22 protein-coding genes and 1 riboswitch are annotated in these 23921 nt (G+C 32.8%); of the genes, 3 read left to right on the plus strand and 19 right to left on the minus strand.

Features of this window, described 5'->3' with window-relative positions:
• Nucleotide 1: 1 nt before the first annotated feature.
• From EMN46_RS06400 to EMN46_RS06450, 11 genes are all read right to left on the minus strand, one after another.
• Entirely contained in the window at nt 2-316 is a 315-nt protein-coding gene (locus tag EMN46_RS06400; protein ID WP_154199923.1) for an NAD(P) transhydrogenase subunit alpha, read from the minus strand.
• 11 nt (nt 317-327) lie between these two features.
• Nucleotides 328-1455 (minus strand): Re/Si-specific NAD(P)(+) transhydrogenase subunit alpha, encoded by a 1128-nt coding sequence (locus tag EMN46_RS06405; protein WP_154199925.1) that lies wholly within the window; start codon nt 1453-1455, stop codon nt 328-330.
• A gap of 402 nt (nt 1456-1857) precedes the next feature.
• Nucleotides 1858-3495 (minus strand): dipeptidase, encoded by a 1638-nt coding sequence (locus EMN46_RS06410; RefSeq protein ID WP_154199927.1) that lies wholly within the window; start codon nt 3493-3495, stop codon nt 1858-1860.
• A gap of 254 nt (nt 3496-3749) precedes the next feature.
• Nucleotides 3750-4823: a hypothetical protein gene (locus EMN46_RS06415; protein ID WP_154199929.1), complete on the minus strand. Its 1074-nt coding sequence runs from the start codon at nt 4821-4823 to the stop codon at nt 3750-3752.
• Between the two features lie 11 nt (nt 4824-4834).
• On the minus strand, nt 4835-6820 hold the full coding sequence (locus EMN46_RS06420) for a TonB-dependent receptor (RefSeq protein WP_195715201.1): 1986 nt from the start codon (nt 6818-6820) through the stop codon (nt 4835-4837).
• A 91-nt stretch (nt 6821-6911) separates the two neighbouring features.
• A riboswitch (cobalamin riboswitch) is annotated at nt 6912-7117 on the minus strand.
• 197 nt (nt 7118-7314) lie between these two features.
• Nucleotides 7315-7929: a hypothetical protein gene (locus tag EMN46_RS06425; protein ID WP_154199933.1), complete on the minus strand. Its 615-nt coding sequence runs from the start codon at nt 7927-7929 to the stop codon at nt 7315-7317.
• A 42-nt stretch (nt 7930-7971) separates the two neighbouring features.
• Nucleotides 7972-8187 carry a hypothetical protein gene (locus tag EMN46_RS06430; RefSeq protein ID WP_154199935.1) on the minus strand — a complete coding sequence of 72 codons (216 nt, stop codon included), beginning with the start codon at nt 8185-8187 and terminating at the stop codon, nt 7972-7974.
• Nucleotides 8188-8367: 180 nt separating this feature from the next.
• The gene (gene galE / locus EMN46_RS06435) at nt 8368-9390 is read right to left on the minus strand and encodes a UDP-glucose 4-epimerase GalE (RefSeq protein ID WP_154199937.1); all 1023 of its coding nucleotides are present in this window, start codon (nt 9388-9390) and stop codon (nt 8368-8370) included.
• A 165-nt stretch (nt 9391-9555) separates the two neighbouring features.
• Nucleotides 9556-11130, minus strand: a complete 1575-nt coding sequence (locus tag EMN46_RS06440) for a beta-N-acetylhexosaminidase (protein WP_154199939.1) — start codon at nt 11128-11130, stop codon at nt 9556-9558.
• Between the two features lie 184 nt (nt 11131-11314).
• On the minus strand, nt 11315-11482 hold the full coding sequence (locus EMN46_RS06445; RefSeq protein WP_154199941.1) for a hypothetical protein: 168 nt from the start codon (nt 11480-11482) through the stop codon (nt 11315-11317).
• A gap of 97 nt (nt 11483-11579) precedes the next feature.
• Nucleotides 11580-13043, minus strand: coding sequence for a hypothetical protein (locus EMN46_RS06450; RefSeq protein WP_154199943.1), 1464 nt, complete (start codon nt 13041-13043; stop codon nt 11580-11582).
• A gap of 493 nt (nt 13044-13536) precedes the next feature.
• On the opposite strand from EMN46_RS06450, the gene EMN46_RS06455 reads away from it, so the two are divergent.
• Nucleotides 13537-13980 (plus strand): Hsp20/alpha crystallin family protein, encoded by a 444-nt coding sequence (locus EMN46_RS06455; protein ID WP_154199944.1) that lies wholly within the window; start codon nt 13537-13539, stop codon nt 13978-13980.
• 840 nt (nt 13981-14820) lie between these two features.
• Here the strand turns inward: EMN46_RS06455 and EMN46_RS06460 are convergent.
• From EMN46_RS06460 to EMN46_RS06470, 3 genes are read right to left on the minus strand one after another with little or no spacing between them, the layout of a single operon-like run.
• A complete protein-coding gene (locus EMN46_RS06460) occupies nt 14821-15597 on the minus strand; it encodes a sulfite exporter TauE/SafE family protein (protein WP_154199946.1) in 777 nt (258 codons plus the stop codon).
• 3 nt (nt 15598-15600) lie between these two features.
• Entirely contained in the window at nt 15601-15990 is a 390-nt protein-coding gene (locus EMN46_RS06465) for a rhodanese-like domain-containing protein (protein ID WP_154199949.1), read from the minus strand.
• Between the two features lie 51 nt (nt 15991-16041).
• Nucleotides 16042-16335 (minus strand): metalloregulator ArsR/SmtB family transcription factor, encoded by a 294-nt coding sequence (locus EMN46_RS06470; protein ID WP_154199951.1) that lies wholly within the window; start codon nt 16333-16335, stop codon nt 16042-16044.
• A 611-nt stretch (nt 16336-16946) separates the two neighbouring features.
• On the opposite strand from EMN46_RS06470, the gene EMN46_RS06475 reads away from it, so the two are divergent.
• Together EMN46_RS06475 and EMN46_RS06480 are read left to right on the plus strand one after the other, a co-directional pair.
• Complete coding sequence (locus EMN46_RS06475) at nt 16947-17243, plus strand: hypothetical protein (protein ID WP_154199953.1); 297 nt, start codon at nt 16947-16949, stop codon at nt 17241-17243.
• Nucleotides 17244-17437: 194 nt separating this feature from the next.
• A complete protein-coding gene (locus EMN46_RS06480; protein ID WP_154199955.1) occupies nt 17438-18775 on the plus strand; it encodes a sigma-54 dependent transcriptional regulator in 1338 nt (445 codons plus the stop codon).
• Between the two features lie 283 nt (nt 18776-19058).
• Here EMN46_RS06480 and EMN46_RS06485 read toward each other — a convergent pair whose 3' ends face one another.
• The 5 genes from EMN46_RS06485 to EMN46_RS06505 all read right to left on the minus strand — a co-directional run bounded on the left by EMN46_RS06485 (nt 19059) and on the right by EMN46_RS06505 (nt 23711).
• A complete protein-coding gene (locus EMN46_RS06485; RefSeq protein WP_154199958.1) occupies nt 19059-19358 on the minus strand; it encodes a helix-turn-helix domain-containing protein in 300 nt (99 codons plus the stop codon).
• Nucleotides 19345-19695 (minus strand): type II toxin-antitoxin system RelE/ParE family toxin, encoded by a 351-nt coding sequence (locus EMN46_RS06490; protein ID WP_154199959.1) that lies wholly within the window; start codon nt 19693-19695, stop codon nt 19345-19347. The genes EMN46_RS06485 and EMN46_RS06490 overlap by 14 nt, the downstream gene beginning before the upstream one ends.
• A gap of 148 nt (nt 19696-19843) precedes the next feature.
• Nucleotides 19844-20527 carry a hypothetical protein gene (locus EMN46_RS06495; protein ID WP_154199960.1) on the minus strand — a complete coding sequence of 228 codons (684 nt, stop codon included), beginning with the start codon at nt 20525-20527 and terminating at the stop codon, nt 19844-19846.
• A gap of 188 nt (nt 20528-20715) precedes the next feature.
• Entirely contained in the window at nt 20716-21657 is a 942-nt protein-coding gene (locus EMN46_RS06500; RefSeq protein ID WP_154199961.1) for a PD-(D/E)XK nuclease family protein, read from the minus strand.
• Nucleotides 21658-21932: 275 nt separating this feature from the next.
• Nucleotides 21933-23711, minus strand: coding sequence for an AAA family ATPase (locus tag EMN46_RS06505; RefSeq protein ID WP_154199962.1), 1779 nt, complete (start codon nt 23709-23711; stop codon nt 21933-21935).
• Nucleotides 23712-23921: the final 210 nt, after the last annotated feature.

Below are 23921 nucleotides of genomic sequence, written 5' to 3' on the forward strand. Positions count from 1 at the left end.
CTTATTTTTTCTTCTTTTTAAACATCTCTAACATGCGATCTGTCACCACAAAACCACCCACAACATTAAGTGTTCCGAATATGACAGCGAAAAAACCAAGTATTAGCTCTAAGGAAAGTGTTGTTGTATCGGCATGACCAACTAAAATGATTCCTCCGATAATAATAACACCACTAATGGCATTGGCTCCCGACATGAGAGGTGTGTGAAGAACTGAAGGCACATTAGATATAACTTCAATACCCAAAAATATGGATAAGGCGATTACAAAAATAGCCTCTTTATATGTAAAAAAATAGACAAGTATTTGTTCCATTTGAATAGGGTTTAGGATTCAACAACTGATTTAACACGTTCGTTATAGATTTCGCCAGCATGAGTAATACACGTGCCTTTTACAATATCGTCTTCGAAATTTAGATTTAACGAACCATCTTCGGCTATCATTAATTGAAGAAAATTAAACACATTCTTACCAAACATTTTACTGGCATCAATTGGCATTAAAGATGGGTATTCCGACTGTCCAATAATTTTAACTTCATTGTAAACAAGCGTCTCATTATTTTTAGTCAATTCGCAATTTCCTCCACTCGATGCAGCCAAGTCGATAATAACCGAACCTGGCCTCATACGTTCAACAGCTACTGTTGGAATTAAAAGAGGTGCTTTTCTACCTGGAATTTGAGCAGTACAAATTATCACATCTGCTTTAGCCGCATGGTCGTTAATTACTTCTTGCTGTTTCTTTTTAAACTCTTCCGTTTGCTCAACGGCATAGCCTCCAGCAGCGGAATCATCAATGGCACCTTCCACCTCAACAAATTTAGCTCCAAGGCTGTTCACTTCTTCCTTTACTGCTGCTCTCACATCGAAAGCTTCAACTTGTGCGCCTAACTTACGCGCAATTGCAATAGACTGCAAACCAGCCACACCAGCACCCAATATCAAAACAGTAGCCGGACGAATAGTACCTGCAGCTGTCATAAACATGGGGAAAAAGTTCGGTAATTCATTGGCAGCTTGAAGAACTGCTTTATAGCCTGAAACGGTAGCCATAGACGACAAAACATCCATAGCCTGTGCTCTTGTAGTACGTGGAATTGAATCCATGCTGAAACTGGTTATGCCGCTGGCTAAAAAAGTTTTCACCAAATCAGTATTCCAAAGTGGGTTATACTGACTCAACCAAACCTGATTAGCATTTAAGCTTTCAATTAACTCCTTACTCGGTTCACCAATCTGAACTAAAAGATCTGCCTTCTTTAAAAGCTCCTCTCGCTTAATTATTTTTGCGCCAGCATTGCTATATGCCTCATCGTTTTGGAAAGCTTTTGTTCCTGCACCCGTTTCGACGCATACCTCCACCTTTGCTTGAACCAGCTTGGAGACAATTTCTGGTAAAAGAGCCACTCGCTGCTCAGCGCCTTGCTCCTTCAATAATCCTAAAATCATAGGCTTTATATAATTAATTTCGATTGATACTACACTATAGAATAACTTCATTTATAAAGCATTGCCTTATAAATATAGTTCATAATAGGCACATTAAAAATTACTATTCTGAACTTTTCATCAAACAACTTGTCAAAAAAAGCATCTTTAATCTTTCATGAAAACAGAAAGCACTTTACTATTTAGACTTATTCTACACTAAAACTAATTATAAAACTTGAATTCAGAGATAAATTCTCAGCTTTTCCCTCATCACTTTTAAAAATCACTACATATAGGTACTCTATAAACCATTATTAAAAAGCTAGAGTAGTAAATTTAAACGCAAAAAAAAGAGAACTCCCAATAATGGAAGTTCTCTGATACAATGCTTACTTAATTGGTTCTTCAGAAAATCAACGATTAATAATGAGTTGGTTCTACTGCTTTCTCTTTTTCCCAAACATTTAATAAATGATTTGGCCTATCTTGAACTACTTTATTAATCCATTCTTGAGAGTAACCAACTGTTTGTGGTCTTCCATTTTCATCTTTTATATAGCCATCGTTATATTTCGTAATCAGATGTTCAGCTAATTCGAGCCATTTATCTGCAACCAAATCAAGTTGATCATTAGAAAAATCTGAAAGAAAACCAGCTGCCAATTCTGGATCGACTTTATATAGTTCTTCTGCAGCTTTATCGATGGCAGGGATATACGCATAAAATTTATCTTCCAATTCTCTTTGTACTTTCTGTATATCCTTAATCATATCCGAATACCTTAAATCAGAATAATTAGATACAAAATTAAATCTCCACCAAGCTGAATCCCAAGAAAATTTCTCAAGTGTTCCTTGTCCCCAAATCTTCGATATTTTATTAGTACAACAGTATAGAGGCGTATAACATGTGTAATAGGTGTCGTCAAAACCATACCAAAGTACGCCTCCAATTTCGTTAGGCAACCACGATCGTGATTGAGCAATAAAAGAAAAACCTGTATTTCTTGTGGAGATAGGTCTCTCCCAAACAGCTGTTTTTCCATCCACATCAAGAACCAAAGGACGACAACGGTTGGGACTTCCAAATGGGCCAGCTTCTATTCCTTTTGTCATATCAAATTCAGTACCTTCGTAATGATCTCTTATTAAAGATGAAACCGCTTTTACATCCAATTTAGAATCTGGTTTTATCCATAATGGATATCGCTCTGCACCAAGTACGCCACGATGATAATCTGTTGCCAATTTCAAGGATGGTGCACATCGGTTAAATAGGCTCCACACACGTGATTCACAATATCTCAAATTAGCAGGATTAGATGGATCATAGGCTTCATTAAATCGAAATGGTTCTCCTGATTCAGGATTATAATAACCTTTCTCAATGGCCAATGAAATCACATTCTCAGAATATAAACAATTTTCAGGATCATCTAGAGGAAATTCTCCAATTCTAGATTTATTGGCATGTGCAGAAATGTATCCATCAGGCACTTTTCTTGCAACCCAAACAGCACCTTTTCCATTCTTACCTGTACCTGCCATTTCTAGAATCCAAGCCTCATTGGCATCGGCAATAGAAAAGGATTCTCCTTCGCAATTAAAACCATATTCTTCAGCTAAACTTGTCATTACTTTTACGGCTTCTAATGCTGTTTTAGAACGCTTAAGAGCAAGCTTCATCAAATTCCAATAATGAATAAGGTTTGATGAATTAACCAACTCAGGTCTTCCTCCAAAGGTTGTTTCCCCGATAGATACCTGATGTTCATTCATATGAGGGCCTACAATGGCATAAGTATGCAATACTTGCTTAATCTCCCCTAAAACGTTGCCACTCCAATCCTTTATTTCAAGCATCTCACCAGGTTTATAATCTGCTGCTGCTATAACTCTCAAAAGAGGATGAAATTCACCATCGCAAGTATAAACAACCATAACTGACCCATCTTTCGAGGCACCTTTGGTAACAATAAAATTCGTACAAGCAGAAAGATCAAAGACGGTACTGGCTTGAATAAATACAATTAATAAAAACAAATAAATTTTATTCATAGGTTTATGATTGAGGTTAGTTTTTCTAGAAAAAAGCTTAGTTCTATTGATATTCAGCAACTAAACCTTCCGAAATTATTAAAAGGACTCAAAAAAACAAAGTACTAAAGAAGATAAAGCAGAAAATCTGTGCTAAATAGAAACTTTCTTCTTTATTCTATTCAAAAAAGCGACAAGCTATTAGGGGATATAAAAAAAGAGCAGACATAAGTCTGCTCTTTTCAAAAACTGTTATATATATCAGTTGGAACTAATTATTTAACCTCTAAAAGCATTAAAGGAGAAATACCAGTTTCATATTCTTTGATCAAAGTACCATCAGTAGAATAAGTCACAAGTTTACCATTAGCAGTCGTACTTGGTGAAACAAAAGAAAATACTTTATCATCATTAAAACCAACTCCGTTTAAACCTGAAACGCCATTGACTAAATTCTCAGCCTCAAAACTTTTAGTAGCTGTATCAAAAACTGCAATAGCACCTGAAATTGACCAATCTGCATTATAAGCTGAAGTCATTACATATAGTTTTGAAAAATCATCATCAGCCGAAATAATATTCACATAACTATTACTGATACCATCAAGTTTATACAATTCGTACTCATCAGTATCTGTATTAATATAAGCTAAACCAGTTTCTGTAGAAAAAGAAGAATAAGTACTAATTTGAGAAGCATAAAGATTATCCTTATTGTCCTTAATAAAATAACTTGATACTGCTTGAGTTTCAATATAACTAAACACTTCTGTATCTAAATCCATTACAGCAATACTATTCTTATAGTTTAGAGCAGCGTATAATTTGCCATCAACAATAGCTAAACCTTCAGGTCCTCCTTCTAGTGCGATTTTCTTTTCTACTTTTTTAGTGTCAAGATTTATTTTTGCAATATAAGAAAGAGTAATATCAGCCCAAATATCACCACCCCAACATGATACGTAAAGATAATCTCCATCAGCTACACAATAGCGTGGTTTAATAATATCATCAGTAATACCATTTTCAGTTTGTTTAAATGTTTGGTCATCAACCCAGAATACTTGATCGGTATTATTTCCCATCATATATATATTTCCGTCGTAGTTATAGGCATATTGCACATTAGAGATCATAGAAACAGTGTTTACTGTTTCGAAATGATTATTGGTTAAAAGATCATTAACATCATCGTAAACCGAAATACTTGATTTATCTGATGAATAACCTCCATAATTTACCACATAACTTGTACCTGCTCCATGATCTTTATCATTATTATCATCAGAATCACATGATGCGAATAAAAAAGCCGCAATGGCTAAGATCGATAAAAATTTAATTTTCATTTTCTTTTATTTTAATTGATATTGTATGTTAAACTTAATCTATAATTGATACCAGGCATGGCATATCCAAATGTCGACTGATAATCTGTGTCGAGGATATTATTAAGCATACCTTTTATTTTAAATTTATTTTTATTGTTTAGTTTAAATTGGTGCCCTACAGAAAAATTGAGAAGGAAATAAGATGAAAGAATATTATTGTCTTCCTCATTGGTATATTGCTTGTCAGTGTATTTAAAATCAACTGAAAAATCGGTATTATTATAATTAATAGTTGAATAAAAATTACCACTATGTAGGGGAACATATTCCAATTGTCTGCCTACTGCATCGGATATAGTACGTGATTTTTTACGTTCGGTTGAGGTATATGAATAATTAAATCCTGATTCTGTTTTTAGACCAAAAAATAAGTAATTCCATGCGGTCATTAATTCAAGACCTTTACTTTCTACTTTTTGAACATTTTGAGGTTCCCAACCATTATTATTCACCCATAATATCCACTCATCAACATTCAAAAAATAAGTATTTAACTGTATGTGCCCAAAAGTCTCATTATTCGAATAATTCCACTTAAAGCCTAATTCATAGTTCATACCCTTTTCAGGATTTAAATCTGGATTGCCTTGGTCACCCCAAAAACGATCATTAAAAGTAGGCACACGATAACTTTTAGCTACATTTCCATTTATGTTTAGAGCTTGATTTTCTTTTGAGAATACAAGGTATTTAAAACCAAAAGTTGGTGTGAAAGGAACGCTAAAATCCGTGACCAAACCTTGACGTAAATTGATTGTAGCCGTTAGTTTACGATTAATTTTGTGAAAATATGAGGCATAAAAATCGAGTCTGTCTTCATATTCTAAATCATCAGAATAAGTATAGACTGTGGGGGAAATTCGGCTAGCTTTTACACCAATTTTATAACTTATTTTTTTATTAAGCTCATGTTCTACACTTGCTTCTCCAATTATACGTTGAGTCTGAATAGTATCATCTGTGTTTCCATTATCAATACCTATATCGTATACATAACCACCACTAAGTTCATATTTAAAGAGCTTTTTATTGTTTTTATATGATGTCCACAATCTAATATGTTTATCTTCATAGGGCTCCTTCTGTTCAGGTTTATAGTAATTCTGTTGCATATTTTGCTGAATCTGATGCCAATCTTTCTCTAACCAAAGATTAAATATGAGAGTCTCTTCCTCCGAAAATTTATAATTTAATTCTTGAATTAAACCCTTGTTTTCGACAGATGCATTTCGCTGTTTATCTTCAATCTGAAAAATACTTTTTTCAAAATCATGCACAGCTGTGTTCGTAAATTTAAAATTATTGTCTTTCTTGTAGAAATAAGCTCTTGTTACAGATTCAAACTTACCGTTGCCTAAATAAATTTTTGTTCCATATAACTCTTCACCAAAAGAGCCATGGGAAATTCTTGCCTCTGCTTTAACTCCTTTAGTCCAATTGTTTCTGAGACCAAGATGTATGGCTCCACCAATACTCCCCGAACCATTTACAGTACTAGCACTACCAAATTGAACTCCGACTTCATCGAATAGGTACATAGGCACATTACTCATGTTCGACTGTCCTAATGTTAGTGAATTAAGGTTGATTCCTCCAAAGTTAACACTTGTATGGTTAGGTGAAGTACCTCGTAAGCGTATGGTGGATAAAGTTCCTGCAGTTGATTTTAGAACAATAGGAAGCGTTCGTGATAATAACTGTTCTAAACTTCCATCTCGATAAGCATCGAACTTGCGATCTGGAATCATTTCAATTTTTGCCCCTGATTGATATTTTTTAAGCTTGCCATAACTCACCACCTCATTTAGTTGAATGGTATCGAATACAGTTAAAATATTCGTCTTTTGCGCATTTATAGAAATGCTATCACTAGCCGTATAAAAAGCACAAGAAATATTTGAATAAGCTGGGCTTAAAGCAAAAAACAATAGAATACAAATAAGTATCTTCTTCATTATCATTTTGATAGCAAAGGAAATATAAGGAATGGGTCTATTTACCTGGATTATATAAGACACAGTTCCAAACATTTTCTCCGAATGTTTTGAAAATTAAGTTTGCATTGGCAGGTCTTCTGACTTACTCAACTTTTTCGGCCTTCCCATCCGCCTAAGGCGAACAGTGGCATTGCAGTAAAAAAGCGTTTTATGAGCTTACAGCTACGGGAACAGCTCCGGATTTACACCGGATTCCCTTTTCATCTCTATCTGACAAAAGTCAGATTCACGAGAACCAATTACGCTGCAAATGTATAAAAAAAAACAAAATCAGACAGACCTATCTCTTATTTATAATCAATTATTAAACATACTGTTATTGAACCCATAAGGATATAAACAAAAAAGAGCTGCTCCCTTAATGGAACAGCCCTATTCAATAAAAAAAGATGTCATTTAACAATCACATCTTCTTATTTAGATTTCAATATAATTGCGTTTTAAAAATATATTTAATGATCAATTTGAATCTTCTTTTTTAATTTACCAACCAGAACGTACAACTTCTTAATTAGTTGCTCATCGAGCAACCATTGTTCTGTAATATAAATACCTAATGTTGATTTATTCTTCAAATCAGGAACAATTCCAGTATCGATATGATTCACACAAAGCTTAAGTCTTGGATCTAGCTTAAAAATTTCAAGGATTAAGCTTTGAAGAGTCTGACTATAAAAAAGTTTCCCTGAAAAGCGCTCATCATTTTCCTCAATAATGACTTTGGAATCAAATTTCCTCGACTGCGTTTTAAACCTTAACTTCTTAGAAAAGAGTTTCATCTTATCTAGGATATTTTTCTGACGAACCTTAATAAGAGTCGAAGAAGGAAATTCGATGGGAAAAAAGAAACCACTATACATGGCACTATCACCAACAGCAGCCATATCACAATAACTCACAAAATAAGCTTCATTATCAGCCAAATTAGATATAATGACATGTTGCTTAACCAAATGACGCGGATTTATACCACTCGCAACATATGTTTTCTCATCACAATCAATATCCCGTTTTGTTTTCTTTGCAAATTCTTTCAGTTCTTGAATCGCTGTTTTTTCTTCTTCCATTCTTCTTTCTAATTAAAGTTTCAGCTTTTTATTTTTTTTGTTTTAAGAAAATCTTCTTTTTCCTTTCATGAACGACCTATTTCTCTCAGGTTTAGATCCTTTCGTCTGAGTTAACAGATAAATAATTGGTCCAATAACAGGAGGAACAAAAGCTAATATTAAACGAAATACACCATTCCGTTGACTCACCTTACTAAAGGCATCTATTATTACAAAAAGGTGCAGGGCTAATATTAGAATTGTGATAAATATTTCCATTCAACTTGATTTATGTTTTCTATTTTAATTTACATAAAACTAGTCAATATATTCAAATAATATACTATGTATGAAAACTAAAATCATAACCCAAGTTGAATCTAATGTCTGATTTATTAGCACAAAAAAACGCCTATCAAATTAATAATAGGCGTTGGAATTATCTTTTTAAGATCGATATTATTCTCCAATATGTTTTTGCCATTTCCAAGCAGAAAGAAGTGTTTCGTCCAGTGTACTTTCAGCTTTCCAGCCAAGTTCTTCATTAGCAAAGGTTGTATCTGCATAAATTTGCTCAATATCACCTGCACGACGGGCTACAATCTTATGAGGAACTTTTTCTCCCGTTGCTCTTTCGAATGATTCAATAATCTCTAATACAGAAACACCATTTCCTGTTCCTACATTAAAGTATTCGCAGTTTGTTTTATTCTTATCGTTCAATAAACGTTCGATGGCTACAACGTGTGCTTTAGCTAAATCTACAACGTGAATATAATCGCGAATAGCTGATCCGTCAGGGGTGTTGTAGTCGTCTCCAAATACACTTAACTCAGGACGAATACCAGCAACAGTTTGTGTTAAGAATGGAATTAAATTATTAGGCACTCCAAGTGGTAATTCACCAATCTTAGCTGTTTCGTGTGCTCCAATAGGGTTAAAATATCTCAATGCAATACCCTTCAATTCAGGATAAGCTTTTATTGTATCACGAATAATATCCTCGCAAATACTCTTTGTATTTCCATATGGAGATTCAGCTTCTTTACGAGGTGTTTCCTCGGTTACAGGTAATTTATCTGGTTGACCATAAACGGTACATGATGATGAAAACACCAAATTTGGCACCTTATACTCAATCATGCTCGACATAATATTCATTAATGAATTTAGATTGTTGTTGTAATACATTAATGGTTTATCAACCGACTCACCAACTGCCTTGGATGCAGCAAAATGAATAACAGCTTCAAGATTTGAATACTTCTTAAAGAAAGCATCAACCTTTAACTTATCAGTCAAATCAAACTCCTCAAATTTTGGAAGTATGCCTGTAATCTCTTTAATTTTGTCTAAAACCTCAACTTTCGAATTCGAAAGATTATCCACAATAACCACATCGTAGCCATTATTCTGTAATTCAACAACTGTATGCGAACCTATAAAACCAGTACCTCCTGTAACAAGAATTTGTTTACTCATATCTATATTTTAAAAACGTATCATAATTATATTTTGCTCATATTCAGTTAACGAATAACAGACTCACAAAATTCAGAACAAAGAAACAGTTTTCATCTAAATTTTTCTTCCTAAATTATTTTTTTTCTAACATAAATTTAGACAAAACTAGATTTTCAGCTCATATTATTCCACCTTCTGCATGACAACTTCTTCCTCCCAAGGAACCAAAGGCGATGAATAATAGTTGATTCCCATGTACTCAAATCTAGTTTTTTGCATGCCTAAACGCACTTTATACTCATCCCACGATTTATCAGCTTGACTTGACCAACCAAGCTCTGCATAACCAAGCAATCGTGGAAAAACGAGATATTCAATATCATCGATAGTTTCAACCGTCTCGGTCCATAGTGGAGCTTCAATACCTACAATATTCTCTTTGCTTATGCCATCAACAAATGTTTCAAGAGACCAATCGTAGGCCTTATCAAGCTCGATATAACCGGCCCAATGCAAACCAAGCGGACATATTGAATCGTACTGCATATCCATATAAGCTCTAGGTGCTGGAGACATAATAATTTTCACATTTTGCTTAACAGCATCCAAAGCTGTTTTACTTTTAAGATGCCAAAATTGAGCTAAGGTATTCTCTTTCAGTTTTGCAGCTGAAATATCGGCCCATCCAATCATCTTTTTTCCATGAGCGTGCACAATTTTTTGTACTCTATTTATAAATTTGATATAATCTTTTTTCTTGGTTGCATGAGATTCGTCACCACCAATATGAATGTATTCACCAGGCGTAATAGCTGCTAGTTCACGAATAACATCATCGATAAATTTATAGGTAATCTCTTTATCGGTAGCCAATGTGCTAAAGCCAACTCGAGTTCCGGTATAAAGACTTGGCGACTTGCCGTTGGCATTTAATTCGGCATAAGATGCCAAAGCTGCATTCGTATGGCCTGGCATATCAATTTCAGGAATTACAGTGATAAAACACTCTTGTGCATACTTCACAATATCAATATACTGAGCCTGTGTAAAAAATCCACCTTTTCCACCTCCTACTTGAGTACTTCCACCATATTTGGTTAGGTTTGGCCACGATTTAATTTCAATTCGCCATCCCTGATCATCTGCCAAGTGCAAATGCAAAATATTCATTTTGTAAGCAGCCAATAAATCAATGTATCGCTTCACATCGGACACATCGAAAAAATGACGAGCTACATCCAGCATAGCGCCTCTGTATTCATAATTTGGAGTATCCTCAATGGTTCCGCTAGCCAATTCCCAAGGTCCATTTTGCAATTCTTTCGATTCTATTCGAGCAGGCAATAACTGTCGTATGGTTTGTATACCTCTAAATAAGCCAGCCAATTGGTAAGCTTCCAAAACAACACGCTTTTCAGTAATATTTAAATGATACCCCTCATCGCCCCATGCTGTTGAATCTTTATTCAAAAAAAGAGCAATCCCCCTTTTCGAAACCGGTTTATTTGTAGTTCTTACCTCAGTTTGAAATCCTGTTGCTGGAGCAACAAAATCGGCCAAGTAGTCTGCAATAGCTTTAACTCCTTCTTGTTCTGCAGACAAGTAGATTTTTGTTCTAGCTGTCCAATCGAATGAACTGCCTGTCGCAACAAGTTTTGTTGGTTTCGGTATCAAGTTCTCCTTTAAAAGATCTTTGGGTGTTGGCGTTTTACACGAGACAAGCGCGATTGTAAGTAAAAGCACTTGGCTAAAATTCATAAGTCGATTCATTATTGTTAGCAATTTACAAGTCTAAATAGAGGAATAATTACATTTGAAGCTAAAGATAATCATTATAATTTTTTTTTTAAAATCATGCTTTGATTCATTGCATATATTGAAAAAGGTGTAATCGCTTGATCACACCCTTTACTTCTTAAATTATATTTTAACCAAATATTTATCACAACTGTTTTTTCTTCATCGAGAAACTTAGAATATTAATTACAATTCCAATAGGAGTACAAGCTCCAGCAATTACATACATTCTTCCCGAATCAGGATATTGAACAATTAAAAATACCGAGATAATTAAGAATAATAAACTAATAATGTACAATGCGTTTTTCATATTGTTGTCTATTAATAGATTTTTAGTTCCTCTAATTTATAGAAAACATAATAATTTTACAAAATTATTTTAATATACTTTCATTAAAATCAGACAACTATACTTTCTCAACCTTCTTAATACCTCGACGGTTAAAAATAATACGATAACGACGATAACTCGTTTCATCGTCAAGCTTAAAACGAAGAACCATATTCACAAAATAGACCTTCTCCCCAGATAGTTTTTCAAATTCATCACCATCCAAATAGTAAAGTGGTTTTTCAGGATTATCCATTTTCTGAATAAAGCGCGACACATTAAATCGAATAATATCGGCTACGCCTGTAATATTGTAATTTCCATATGAATTATGCAGAGCTTTCTGATCCAATCGAAGCAGCTTACGATAGAAGATAATCTTCTCGCCTACGCCACGACTCTCAATATCGATAATACGAGAGCGATCACGATGCTTTCTTACTCGCAGAGGCACAGAGTCTTCCGACACAAAATCGAAACTCTCCTTACACCAACCTATCTTCTCATTACCCTTTACACGAATAACGGTTTTATGATCGAAAAATCGTTTGTTAATTTTTCCAACCAGATAATGACGACTTAAATCCTTTATTCTATCCTTAAGCATATAGATAATAACCAAGGCGACATACAACGGAATAGTAAAAGTCCCAAGGCTCTTTTGGAAAATAAACGTTAGTGTAGCACCAATTATCATTGCCAAACCAGCAGCTACACTATAAAGCACTTGTAACATGAAAGTACCCTCTTTCTTTGTTCGAGAGCTGAGCAGAAGTTGTCCTTCAAAATATTTATTAAACACGCCTCTACGGTGAACCAACCAACGGTTTTTATCGGTCGAATCCTTATCCACTATCAAATAACCTTGACTACGTTTATAGGCAACCTCATCTCTTATCAAATTAAGAATATCTTCCTTAGAATTTTCGAAATCGGAAGGATACATTTTTTTTAAACCTCGGTGCAAATAATAACTATGTTGCTCAAACTGATTACTCATAAACTCGTCGCCGAACAAGTAGTAATCGTACATTTCCTTTCGCATGGTAGGCACATTCACTATACAGCGAAGATCGCGATAATGACTAGCAATAGCTTTTACATTATCGATATACTCACCAATCAGGAATCGTCTATCGTCAGCCATTTCATTTCTTAGAATATACTGAATCTCACGTCGAAGTGCCGATTTCAATATGGAATGGAACATACGAATATGATACTCGTAATTAGCCTCATTCTTTGGCGAAGCATAATTAGCTACTTTATTAAAAGCATCTTCCAAAAAAGAAAAGACAGAATGCTCACCCTGAGCAATTTCTCTTAAAGCATATGGCGGTGTAATTAAACGAATATTAGAGTTAAAATCATTGTAAAAGTCCTCTTTCTTATAGGTCGTCGAGTTAATGTCCAGTTTACTTGGAATAAACAACCAAGTTTTTACCGAAAACTCATTCACCTTACGATCTTGACGAGCCTCATAGCCCATTTTGATCTCAACTGAAAATTTATCGTGAACTGTTACAATTTCTTTTATCATTCGCTAAATATTTAATGTATCTAAAATGTGAATTACCAATTAAGTTTAAAGATACTCAAATCCTCTTAATCGACATCATTGTAGACACACTGATTTTAAAGGGCTATAAGCGAAAACCTTTGCATTTTTATTTTTTCAGAAAATACCTAAAATCAAATCAGTTAATCTGTTTAATCTCTCATAATTCGTAAAATAATATATCCTTACAAAACTGAAAACTAAAATGATATGCCATTTTTACTGTTAAACATGACTTTATGACTCAGAACATCTAAAAAGCTCAAATTTAGATGACAATTTTACACATAACACTTTATCATGCAAACCCAACAAAAATAAACTAAACAACTATATAATAACGACTTAATGGATATTCATATGAATATCTCGTTTACTGGCATTCAATTTGATCGAAGAGAAAACGGATCGCGATTCCAATATTTTTAATTAAAATTATTTAATAAACACAAAATTTAATTAAGGAGGATTTATCATGACATTAGTAAAAAGAAATTCAGAAAATTTATTTCCATCCTTATTTGACAATTTCACTTCTAGAGATTGGATGGATTGGAATAGTTCAAACTTTTCGGATACAAACACAACATTACCTGCTGTAAATGTACACGAAAACGATCAGGAATTTACCATTGAAGTAGCGGCTCCTGGTATGAAAAAGGATGATTTCAAAATTAATTTGGACAATAACCAATTAAGTGTTTCATCTGAAACAAAAAGTGAAACCCAAAGTAAAGACGAGAATTATTCCCGCAAGGAATTTTCATATCAATCGTTCCACAGATCTTTTAGACTGCCAATAGATGTAATTGATGGCGATAAAATTTCAGCCAAATACAATGAAGGTATTCTTTATGTTCACTTACCAAAAAAAGAGGAAGCAAAACCTAAACCATCAAGAGTAATTTCTATCAAATAGAAATTCAGGGCAAACTAAAAATCTGCCCTACTTATATATATATCAATACACCTAGGCATTAACTTAAACTTAAAACACAAGTTTTATTTAATGTTAAGGTGTATATACAACAAAAGGTACAACGGAGATGTTGTACCTTTTATCTTTTAATCATTGGCAAACCTATTATATAAATCGGTAAATCTTTAATGCTTGCTCTGTATCATATTCTCCAATTAGAATCGTAACGAGGTCATAAATACCATTAGTTATAAGGTTCTACTACCAATTTAGTGGATGATAATATTATAGTGAATATTAGTTCGAGATTTAAGTAAATTATTTAAAGTCTGCAATACTTAGCGAATTTCACTCTTCTATAATATCTCGTAAAACTAATTTATATCTTATTTTATTTTTCTTTTGGCTTAATCCAAAAGAAACAAAAGATCAAGTCTCCATAAGACTCAGGGTAAATACTTCAGATATCATAAGTGCAACTGGGTGATCTCCTCGTTCCTCCGAGCTTCCCTGTTTTACTAATGATTCCTTTGTATTCTTACCCATCGCCTTCTGAGGCCATTTACTGGTTTCTGCCTAACAAAACACGCTCAAAATGTTTCGATAAGATATGATTAAGATTGTGGTATTTTTCTTTGGTTATCGGAATCAGGATGACGGGTATGAGCTATTTCATCAAATTCATACCGTAATTGACGTATTTCCACTAAAAAAGTAGTAGAACCATTATTTTAATCATCCTCACACCTATACTATCCATGGTAAATATTTAATGCTTACTCAACATCAAATTCCACAATTTTAATTGAAATATTCAAAGTTCACATCTGTTTTTAATCATCATAAAACATCAATAATCATTATTACAGAAGCAACAAGTTGTGTTCCCGAAAACAGATACTTCAGGTTTTTAGGTTTCGATTTTAATGCCATTTTTGCACCAGCAAAACCTCCTATTATACCTCCCAAAGCTAAAGGTAATGCTAAACTTATATCAAAAATACCTGCACTAAGATGTCCAAAAAAGCCTGCTGCTGCCGAAATGGTTACTAAGGAAGTTGATGTACCAACAGCTATATGCATTGGAATACCCATGGTTAAAAGCATTAAAGGCACCAAAAAGGAACCACCCGAAACGCCAACCATACCCGAAATAAATCCGGTAAACAATACAATAGGAATAGTCACCAAAAGGTTAACATGGTATTCTTCACCATTCGATTTCAATAAAATAACCCATTTACGATCACTTTTAAGTTGCTGTTTTGGCTTTCGTAACATAAGTAAAGCTGCAAAAAACATAACGACAGCAAAAATGCCTTTAAGCAATCTTTCGTTAAAATACTGTCCTAAAAAACCACCACTTAATGCCGATACAAAAATCAATATTCCCAGCAGAATAATCAATTTCCAATTATTCATTTTTTGCTTACTAAAAAGAATTGTAGCAGTAAGGGATGAACACATTAAAATAAATTGTCCTGTTGAAGCCGAAATATTCATACTAATACCGGCTAATACAAGCGTAAGAACATAAAAATTTCCGCCTCCTCGACCTGTCATAGTCATTAGAAAAGCAATAAGCATTATGATAACTGCTAATATCCAAACGTTCATCACTTATTTATTGAGTTTTTTATACAATTTACCCGGCATTACAGCTGCCATTAATGGAGGATAACCACCAAGAATTATTTTCACATCCTTGTAACCTTTACTTTTTAGATACACAAAAATGATGGTTGCTCGCACACCTGCGGAACAAAATACACCGATCGTTTTGTCTTTGGGAATTTCATTTATTCTCTTTGGAATTTCATTGGTTGGTATCTCTATAACTGGGCAATGATGAGACAAACTAAGTTTTACGGTCTCCTGCTCTTCTTTCGCTCTAACATCTAAAAAAACAATGTTTTCTGCTGCAAAAAATTGTTCTATTTCTACCTTATGTTCTCCATTTCCAAAATATCGGAAATCCATGTCACTAATGACTTGCTCTAACTCATTCATGTATCTAAATTTTGCTTTTGGCAAAAACGCCAAATATCTTTTTAAAAATTCTCACTTCTTATTGATAACTTTCATTGCACAACTCATAAAATCGAGCACACAAGGAATAGCCAAACGATAATAAATAAAGTTTTTATGCTTTTCTCCTTTAATAATTTTATGCTTTTTAAGAATATCAAGATGCTTAGACATGGTAGATATATCAATTCCAACCAACTGAGTAAGTTCCTTTACCGATAGTTTTTTATCTTTTACAGTATGAATAATAAATAAGCGTGTTGGATGTGCAAGGGCTTTAAATATCTCAGCCGATTCCAAATACTCCTTTTCAATGGCCTTGTTCATAGTAATTATTTTTAATTGCTGACGATTTTATATTCTGACGGAACCATTTTTTTTGCATATCAGGAAACAACAAATTACCAAAACACACAATTTAACATTACATCTATTTTTCTATTTGGCTAAATTACAAAATAGAATTCAACTTTCAATTTATATTCAATAACTTTATATACATAACTTTTTGACATACTGCAAACGAATGTCTCTAAATTTGGATGGATATGACGGACTACTTTGCTATTCTTTTCCACTGTGATTAATGCAAAAAAAACACACAAACCTTTTAAATCCCAATTGGAGTCGGCCTATATCGAAATAAATCCCTTCGAAATAACTTTTAGATATAACAATCAAAGAATCGACTTAACCAGTTCCGTATCTTTATTTATTTACCTAATTAAAAACACAAACTGTAGATATTTTCCTCAACTTTATGGGTAATCCACAGACTGTTTTCACAAAAAAAAAGAACTACATAATAAAACAACAAGCGCAATCAACTAGTAATATGAAACTTAGATACAGACAGAAAATATTCCTATTTTCTTGGCATAATTATCTCATATAAGTAGACAATATCAATTATTAAAAACATATTTAATTATTAAGTTATGAGAAAATCATTATTAGTATCAGCAGTAATTGTTTTAGTAGGAATGTCAATGCCAAATGCAACTTTTGCAAAAGATGCAGTTAACAAAACAATTGTAATGCAAGATGAAGTTACTTACAAAGAAATCAAAGTTGAAGAATTACCTACCGAAGTCGTTGCATCACTTCAAAAGGCTTTTAAAGATGCTACAATTGCAAATGCTTTTGTAGGCGACGATGGCTCGTACAAAGTTATTGTAAAAATAGGTGAAGAGACCAAAACTGTCTTTGTAAAAGCCGATGGTGAAATTATGTAGTAAAGTAACTAAGCCTTAACAAAAAACTAGTTAATCTTTAATTTAAAACCTTTATCATAACAAATAAAACTTGTTATGATAAAGGTTGTACTAGTATTATCTTAAGTCTACTTGTACAAAATCAGCTCAAAACAAATAGATACAATTAAATATTTTTTTGATATCCATAGATTAAAAAATCAAGATTCCTTACAATGATAAAGATACTCATTATTGATGATGACATCACTTTTTGCATCATGTTACAAGCTTTCTTAGAGAAAAATAACTACGTTGTATCCAGTATATCTTCTTCAGTAAAAGCCAAACATATTATTGAAAACAATTATTTCGATATCATATTAACTGACCTTCGTATGCCAGTTATTAATGGCATGGACTTAATACCTTTAGCAAAAAAGAGAAATTCTAAAACTCAAATTATAGTACTCACTAGTTATGCAAATATAACGAGCGCCATTAAGTCCATAAAACGAGGTGCTTTTAACTATATACCTAAACCAGTTACGCCTGACGAAATTCTCAATGTAATTAAAGAAGCCTTAGCTTCCGTTTCTATAAATTCCCCACAAAAAGAACATCCCAATGTAGAATTACCAAACCATTTAGAAGGAAAATGCATTCTCGCCAATCAATTAAAAAATCATATTGAATTAGTTGCTCCCACAACTATTTCAGTTTTACTTGTTGGTGAAAGTGGAACAGGAAAAGAAAATATAGCTCGATTAATTCATCAAAAAAGCAAGCGAGCCAATTATCCTTTTATTGCCATTGATTGCGGCGCAATACCAGATAAACTAGCAGCAAGTAGTTTATTTGGACACATTAAGGGCGCTTTTACTGGAGCAACTGTAGATAGAATTGGTTGTTTTGAAGCAGCAAACAAGGGGACACTTTTTTTAGATGAAGTGGGCAACTTATCTTACAACACTCAAATCCAACTATTACGGGCTATACAAGAACGATCGATAAAACCTGTAGGTAGTAATAAAGAGGTTTCAGTTGATATACGAATTATTGCAGCTACAAATGAAAATTTAAATCAAGCACAAGAAAATAAACTTTTCAGAGAAGATTTATTTCATCGGTTAAATGAGTTCCAAATAAATGTGCCTCCACTTAGAAAACGACAAACAGATATCATGTTGTTTGCGCACTTTTTTCTCGATCAGGCTAATGCCAATTTAAAAACATCCGTTGAGAGTTTTGAAAAAAGTGTTGAGATAATTTTCAATAATTACAAGTGGCCTGGAAATTTACGCGAAATGAAAAACATTATTAAACGTGCCACATTACTTGCTCGAGGCAAACAAATTACATTAAAGGAAATTCCTTCCGAATTGAATTTTGAAGCAAGTTTGAACAACACATTTACCTTATCGAATACAGAAGATGAATCTAAAGCTATAATTGAAACCTTAGAAGCTACTAATTATAATAAAAGCAAAGCTGCTCGTATACTAAACATCGATCGTAAAACGCTATACAACAAACTAAAGCGATACGAAATAGAAATTCCTGAAAAAGTATGAAATTTTAATCATTCTAACTCATTATGCAACCTATAAAACCATAGACTCAACGACCAAATAGTTAGCTTAAGCCGTAGAGTTATTGTCGTTGCACAGAAGCCTATTTGACATATGCCTGACATTTAAAATCGTCGATAAGTGCAGCATGCAACAAATTCAGAAAGAAATAAATGCAAGAGTAAAATGGCATCTAATTAAACACCAGTGCTGAATTTGCAAAATATCACCTCATCGATAGGTCTAGCAAACCGCAATGAGGTCAATTTATAAGCAAAAGTAGATTCTATAAATGGATTGAGAGATCAAGTTGCCCTCCCAAACCGATTTTAACGATTTTCTGTAATGTTGAAAGACGAACTTCTTTAATATTGTTTTCAATTTTAGAAATATAGGATTTCGTTGTTCCTACTTTCTCTGCTAATTCAGCTTGAGTCATTCCTTTCTTAAGTCTTGCCTCATGAAGCAAAGATCCTAGTTTAAAGTTCTCATATCCATTATCAAGATCATCTCTTTCCTTTGTTCCTTCAACTCCGTAATGCTTATCTTTAAATTCATCAAGAGTCATTTTGTTATTTGCTTTCATTTTTATACTCCTCCATAATTTTAAGTGCTCTATTAATTTCCTTTTTAGGTGTCTTTTGGGTTTTCTTTTGAAATCCATTAGTCAATATGATCAACTTTCCTTGTTCAAAAAAACAAAAGATTCTAAAAATATCTCTACCCAATTTGATCCTAATCTCATATAGCCCCTTAACAGACTCAATATGCTTTAAATATGTTTCTGGCACTTTCTCAAATTCCTCAATAAGCTCAATAGTCCAAATAATTTTCGCTTTAACCTTTGTAGATTGTTTAATGAAAAATTTTTCAAAATAATCTTTAAAGAAAATTACAGTTCTATGCTTCTCTTTCGGATTCATATTACAAAGATAAGTTAAGTTTCACTAAAGTGCAACATCGAGTAAGTATTCTCGATAAAGTAGTAATTCTGTCATCGGTTACGTCAACCTACCGTTCATATTGGGTAGTTCCTGCCACACGAACGCTTAGTTGTTAGCACAAATACTTTTATAGTTTCAATGACAAATTAAGTTTTGTTTTATCGAATTGGTAAACTTTAATCGTTTGTGTATCCCAATAGGTTTTCTTTATAAATTTATTTAATGATTCAAATGTATCAGATTCAAACCCTCCATTTTTAGTATAAAATATTTCATCACGGTAATATACAGCGTGAATAGTTAAACCTATATCATTAACAAAAGCAAGTATAACATCATTCGGAATATTTTTTTTTAGATTTCTTCTGGGTTTTGTTGTAAATTCAGCAATTTTTATAAAAGAATTATTCAAAATTTTTTCTATTGATACTCTATCAATGGTTGTTGTTTCTCTAAAAATATTTTGTCTATATGTTTCGCTGTTTTCAAAATATTTCTCAAGAGCGTACGAAAAACAATTTTGCATTGTTGACCTCTCTGTAAGAATAAAGCCTCTGGAAGCAAAATAGCCTTTGCGATTGTTTTTTTTTAATGAAGAAGTGTCAGTCCTTTCGTTTGAAACACTCAATCTTATAGTGTCACTTAACCACAGAACATTAATTATCATATTTTTATCAGTCATTTTAATCGTGTCCAAGGTCGTAGATTTGATATTAACTGGAAAAATAGTTGATAAATCCGTCTGGCAATAAACTTCAAGAAAAATAAAGTTAAGAAGTAATGTGATTATTAAATTTTTTAAAAATGTCATTTTAATCTGTATTTGTGCTACGACTGATGTGTGGTTTTGTAGCGGACTTAAAAATGATAATGTTCAAAATACGCAATGAGCCAAATTTGCTACCTTAAAAATAATAAATCGGCAGATTTGGCGGTACCCAACAAGAGTTACGATGCTTAAATTAATCGCTATAAACTATACATTTTGTTGTGGTGTCTTTATTTATTCATTCTTGTAACAAATTCTTGAAAAGAAACACATCTATTTTTAGGTATTTTCTTAGCAATCCAGTTCTTACCAACTCCTTTATGATTTCCGGCTTCTTTTATTAATAATTCTTTCAATTGCACAGGGTCGTCTAAAAAATAATAAGTTAAAGGATTATCAATTGTTTCTGATTTAAGTTTAACTCCATTAATCCAACTTTTAACAATATTATCATCGTTTTTAAATCTTCTTAAATCTAGCTCAAAATTTTCAATCTGATTAGGAATCAGTGTCAATACACCTAGGATCTTTGATAAATACGCTATGCCTTCACCTTCTGGTTGATTTGCATCTCTCGTAAAATATGGGGCAAAATACAAAGGAGTTCCAAACGTTGGATCTCTACGATATATATTATGAGTTTTATATCTATCAAGTTCAACTGTATCTGACAGATCTTGAATTAGTATTTCTTTCAGTTCATTCATTTTATAATTCTTTGAGACAAATCTTAAAAATTCAACAATCAATTCATTTTCAGTAAACTCTTTCTTATCATAAAGTTCTATTACATTTAACCAACTTGTATTTATAATTTCAATATTTTCTGCTACTTGTTTGTTAGAATCTCTTTCCTGTGTAATAAAACATAGTACTTTTTGGTTTACACTATTATCAAAACAATTCAAATACTGAGTTCTTTGCTGTAGAACTCTGTTTTTTTTAACTTTTGCTTCAATAATAATATGATATTCGTTATTTAGCTGAATTTCAATATCTGTTCGTCCTTCTTCTCTCGAATATTCTATTTCAATTGATGTTTCTTTATAATTCTCCTCAGTGTCACGAATGTTAATATTTAGAAACTTCAAGAATTCATTTAAAGCCTTTCTTTCAGTACCTAGAATATATGCAAAAGCTTTTGATAGAGCTAATTCATTATTGCCTAACAAATCAAATAGCGATAAAATAGATTTTGAAGTTCCTGTTTTTTTATCTGCACAGTTTCTTGTTTTTAATGCACCACAACGGTGAACTGGATGGATTGTAGGGCTTAGAAACGGATAATCTTTCTAAACGTCACAGAGCCAAATCATAGATTTTACTGTGTAACTTTCAAATTCAAACACTGTCAAATCTATGATTTGGCGTGCTGCTAGAAACCATTAAAGTAGTGAAAAACAGCCGAAACGCCCTATTATCTATGCCAGATTGTTGTGTGCCGTTATTACTCCTTTATTTTGTTTATTATCTCTTGTAAATCCGTTGTGTTACTTATCGTTACTGCTGAAGATATCCATTCTTCTTTTGTCATTTCGTTAAAGATGCTCAAGTTATTCTTAGCTTTAAAGTTCATTCCTGTTGGAGTAAGAATATGTGTTTTTATCTCTTCTTTTATATCAGAGAAATCGTCTATTTGAAACTCGTCAGGCAGCTGAAAAGCATCACCTAAAACTCTTTGAATTGCATCTCTTGAGTAGTAATTTTCTATTTCTCGTTTACGTAGAATCATAACTTTACCACCTAAGCCCTCTACTTTTCCAATAAGTTGTGATTTATTCGCTAGTTTGCTATCATAATCTACAGCTCCTTTGTCTGAATCTAACACAACAATAAATCTCCTATTTATTTTTTGGCAAAGATGAGCATTAACGAAAAAATCTACTTGGTCACCACCGCAAGGAACAAAAAGAATATCTTCAGGTATTCCTCCAGTTATTTTGGACAAAACAATTTCCCAAAATTTAACATCTCCACTTCCCTCAACGAAAATTGCTTTTCGGTAATTATCATTTAGCAAGTTATAGTTAGGTTTTATTCCAAGTTCTTGGATAACGACGTCTAGAATTTCTTGATCATTCTCATAATTGTAATACTTAGAAACTTCCTCTTCCTTTTTTACTACGACAATATTCGAATCTTTTGTCGAGCCAGCAAATACTGGAGAATGAGTTGTGAGAAAAAACTGACTATTATCAGCTAATTCTACGATAGAGGATAATAAGTCTTGCTGCAATTCAGGATGTAGAAATGTTTCGGGTTCTTCAATTCCGAATATATGATGTTGTTTTGTGTTTTTTTGAGCCAGATATTCAAAGTAAGCAACCATTAAAAGTCTTTTAAATCCTGTGCCTTTATTTGAAATTGGTATATCATAATTGTCAGTCTTAAACTTTAAAGACAAATCAAACTTTACAAGGTTATTCCAGTTACAAACCGGAGATGTTTTTATTTTTTCTAATTCAGGAACATTTTTCTGCATTAAAGTTGTTATGGCAGAAAATTCTGATTCTAGGTCAGCTTGAACATTTGTTTCTATTTGCTCAGTTAAAGCAGAATTGTTTTTTAAGGATTCTGTAGCAATTGGTTTGAATTGACTTTGAAACGACGTTGCACTTATATTTAAATCTTGTTCTGCATCAAATAATGAAAATACTGGTAGTTCAACAAATGTGTACTGTTTCTTTATGTTCTTTAAAAATTCAGTTGCATCATATTCTTTCTCAGTTCTTCCTAGTCCTAAAGTGTTTTCATTGATAAGGTCAATCTTAGAGAGATTAGTCACACCTCTTCCTGATCGTGAAAATTCAACGCCAAGAGAATTGCAAAAATCATTTATACTCGATTCTTTAATTCCCCAACAATTTGAGTATTCGGAACTATCGATATCATTGCATATATAGGTTAATGATTTTACTACTTTTCCTGCACTTGAGAATTCAAAAGTCTTTTTAAGGTGTACTTTTGATTCTGAATCTAATGCTAAAGGATTAACTTCTGATTTAGGAATAAATCTAATTGTGATTTCAGTTTTTTGACCTTCTTGTATTCCTTTATATACATCATTGCTGTCAAATTTTTCATTGAAGAATGTATTTAAGGCTTTTAAAATATTAGATTTCCCAGAATCATTCTTTCCGACAAAAGAATTGATATCACCAACTTTTAAGTTTTGCAAATCAACTATGCCTCTAAAGTTTTTTATTGATATGTCGTATATTTTCATTGATGAACGGTTTTTTTTTAATGACACACAACGTTCGTGTATATGAAAAGTAGCGCTGAAAATAAACGCTATCTATTCGGATTAAACACAAGCCGAATTTTTAAATTTTACTATTTAAATTATTTTAAGAAAATCGTCAAATTTAAAAATTTGGCGACTTACTAAAATGCCCGAACCTTTCTGTTAGTGATGACTCGCGCTATTTTTTAT

Origin of the sequence: Ancylomarina sp. 16SWW S1-10-2 (assembly GCF_009669305.1) — a bacterium.
Lineage (GTDB): Bacteria > Bacteroidota > Bacteroidia > Bacteroidales > Marinifilaceae > Ancylomarina.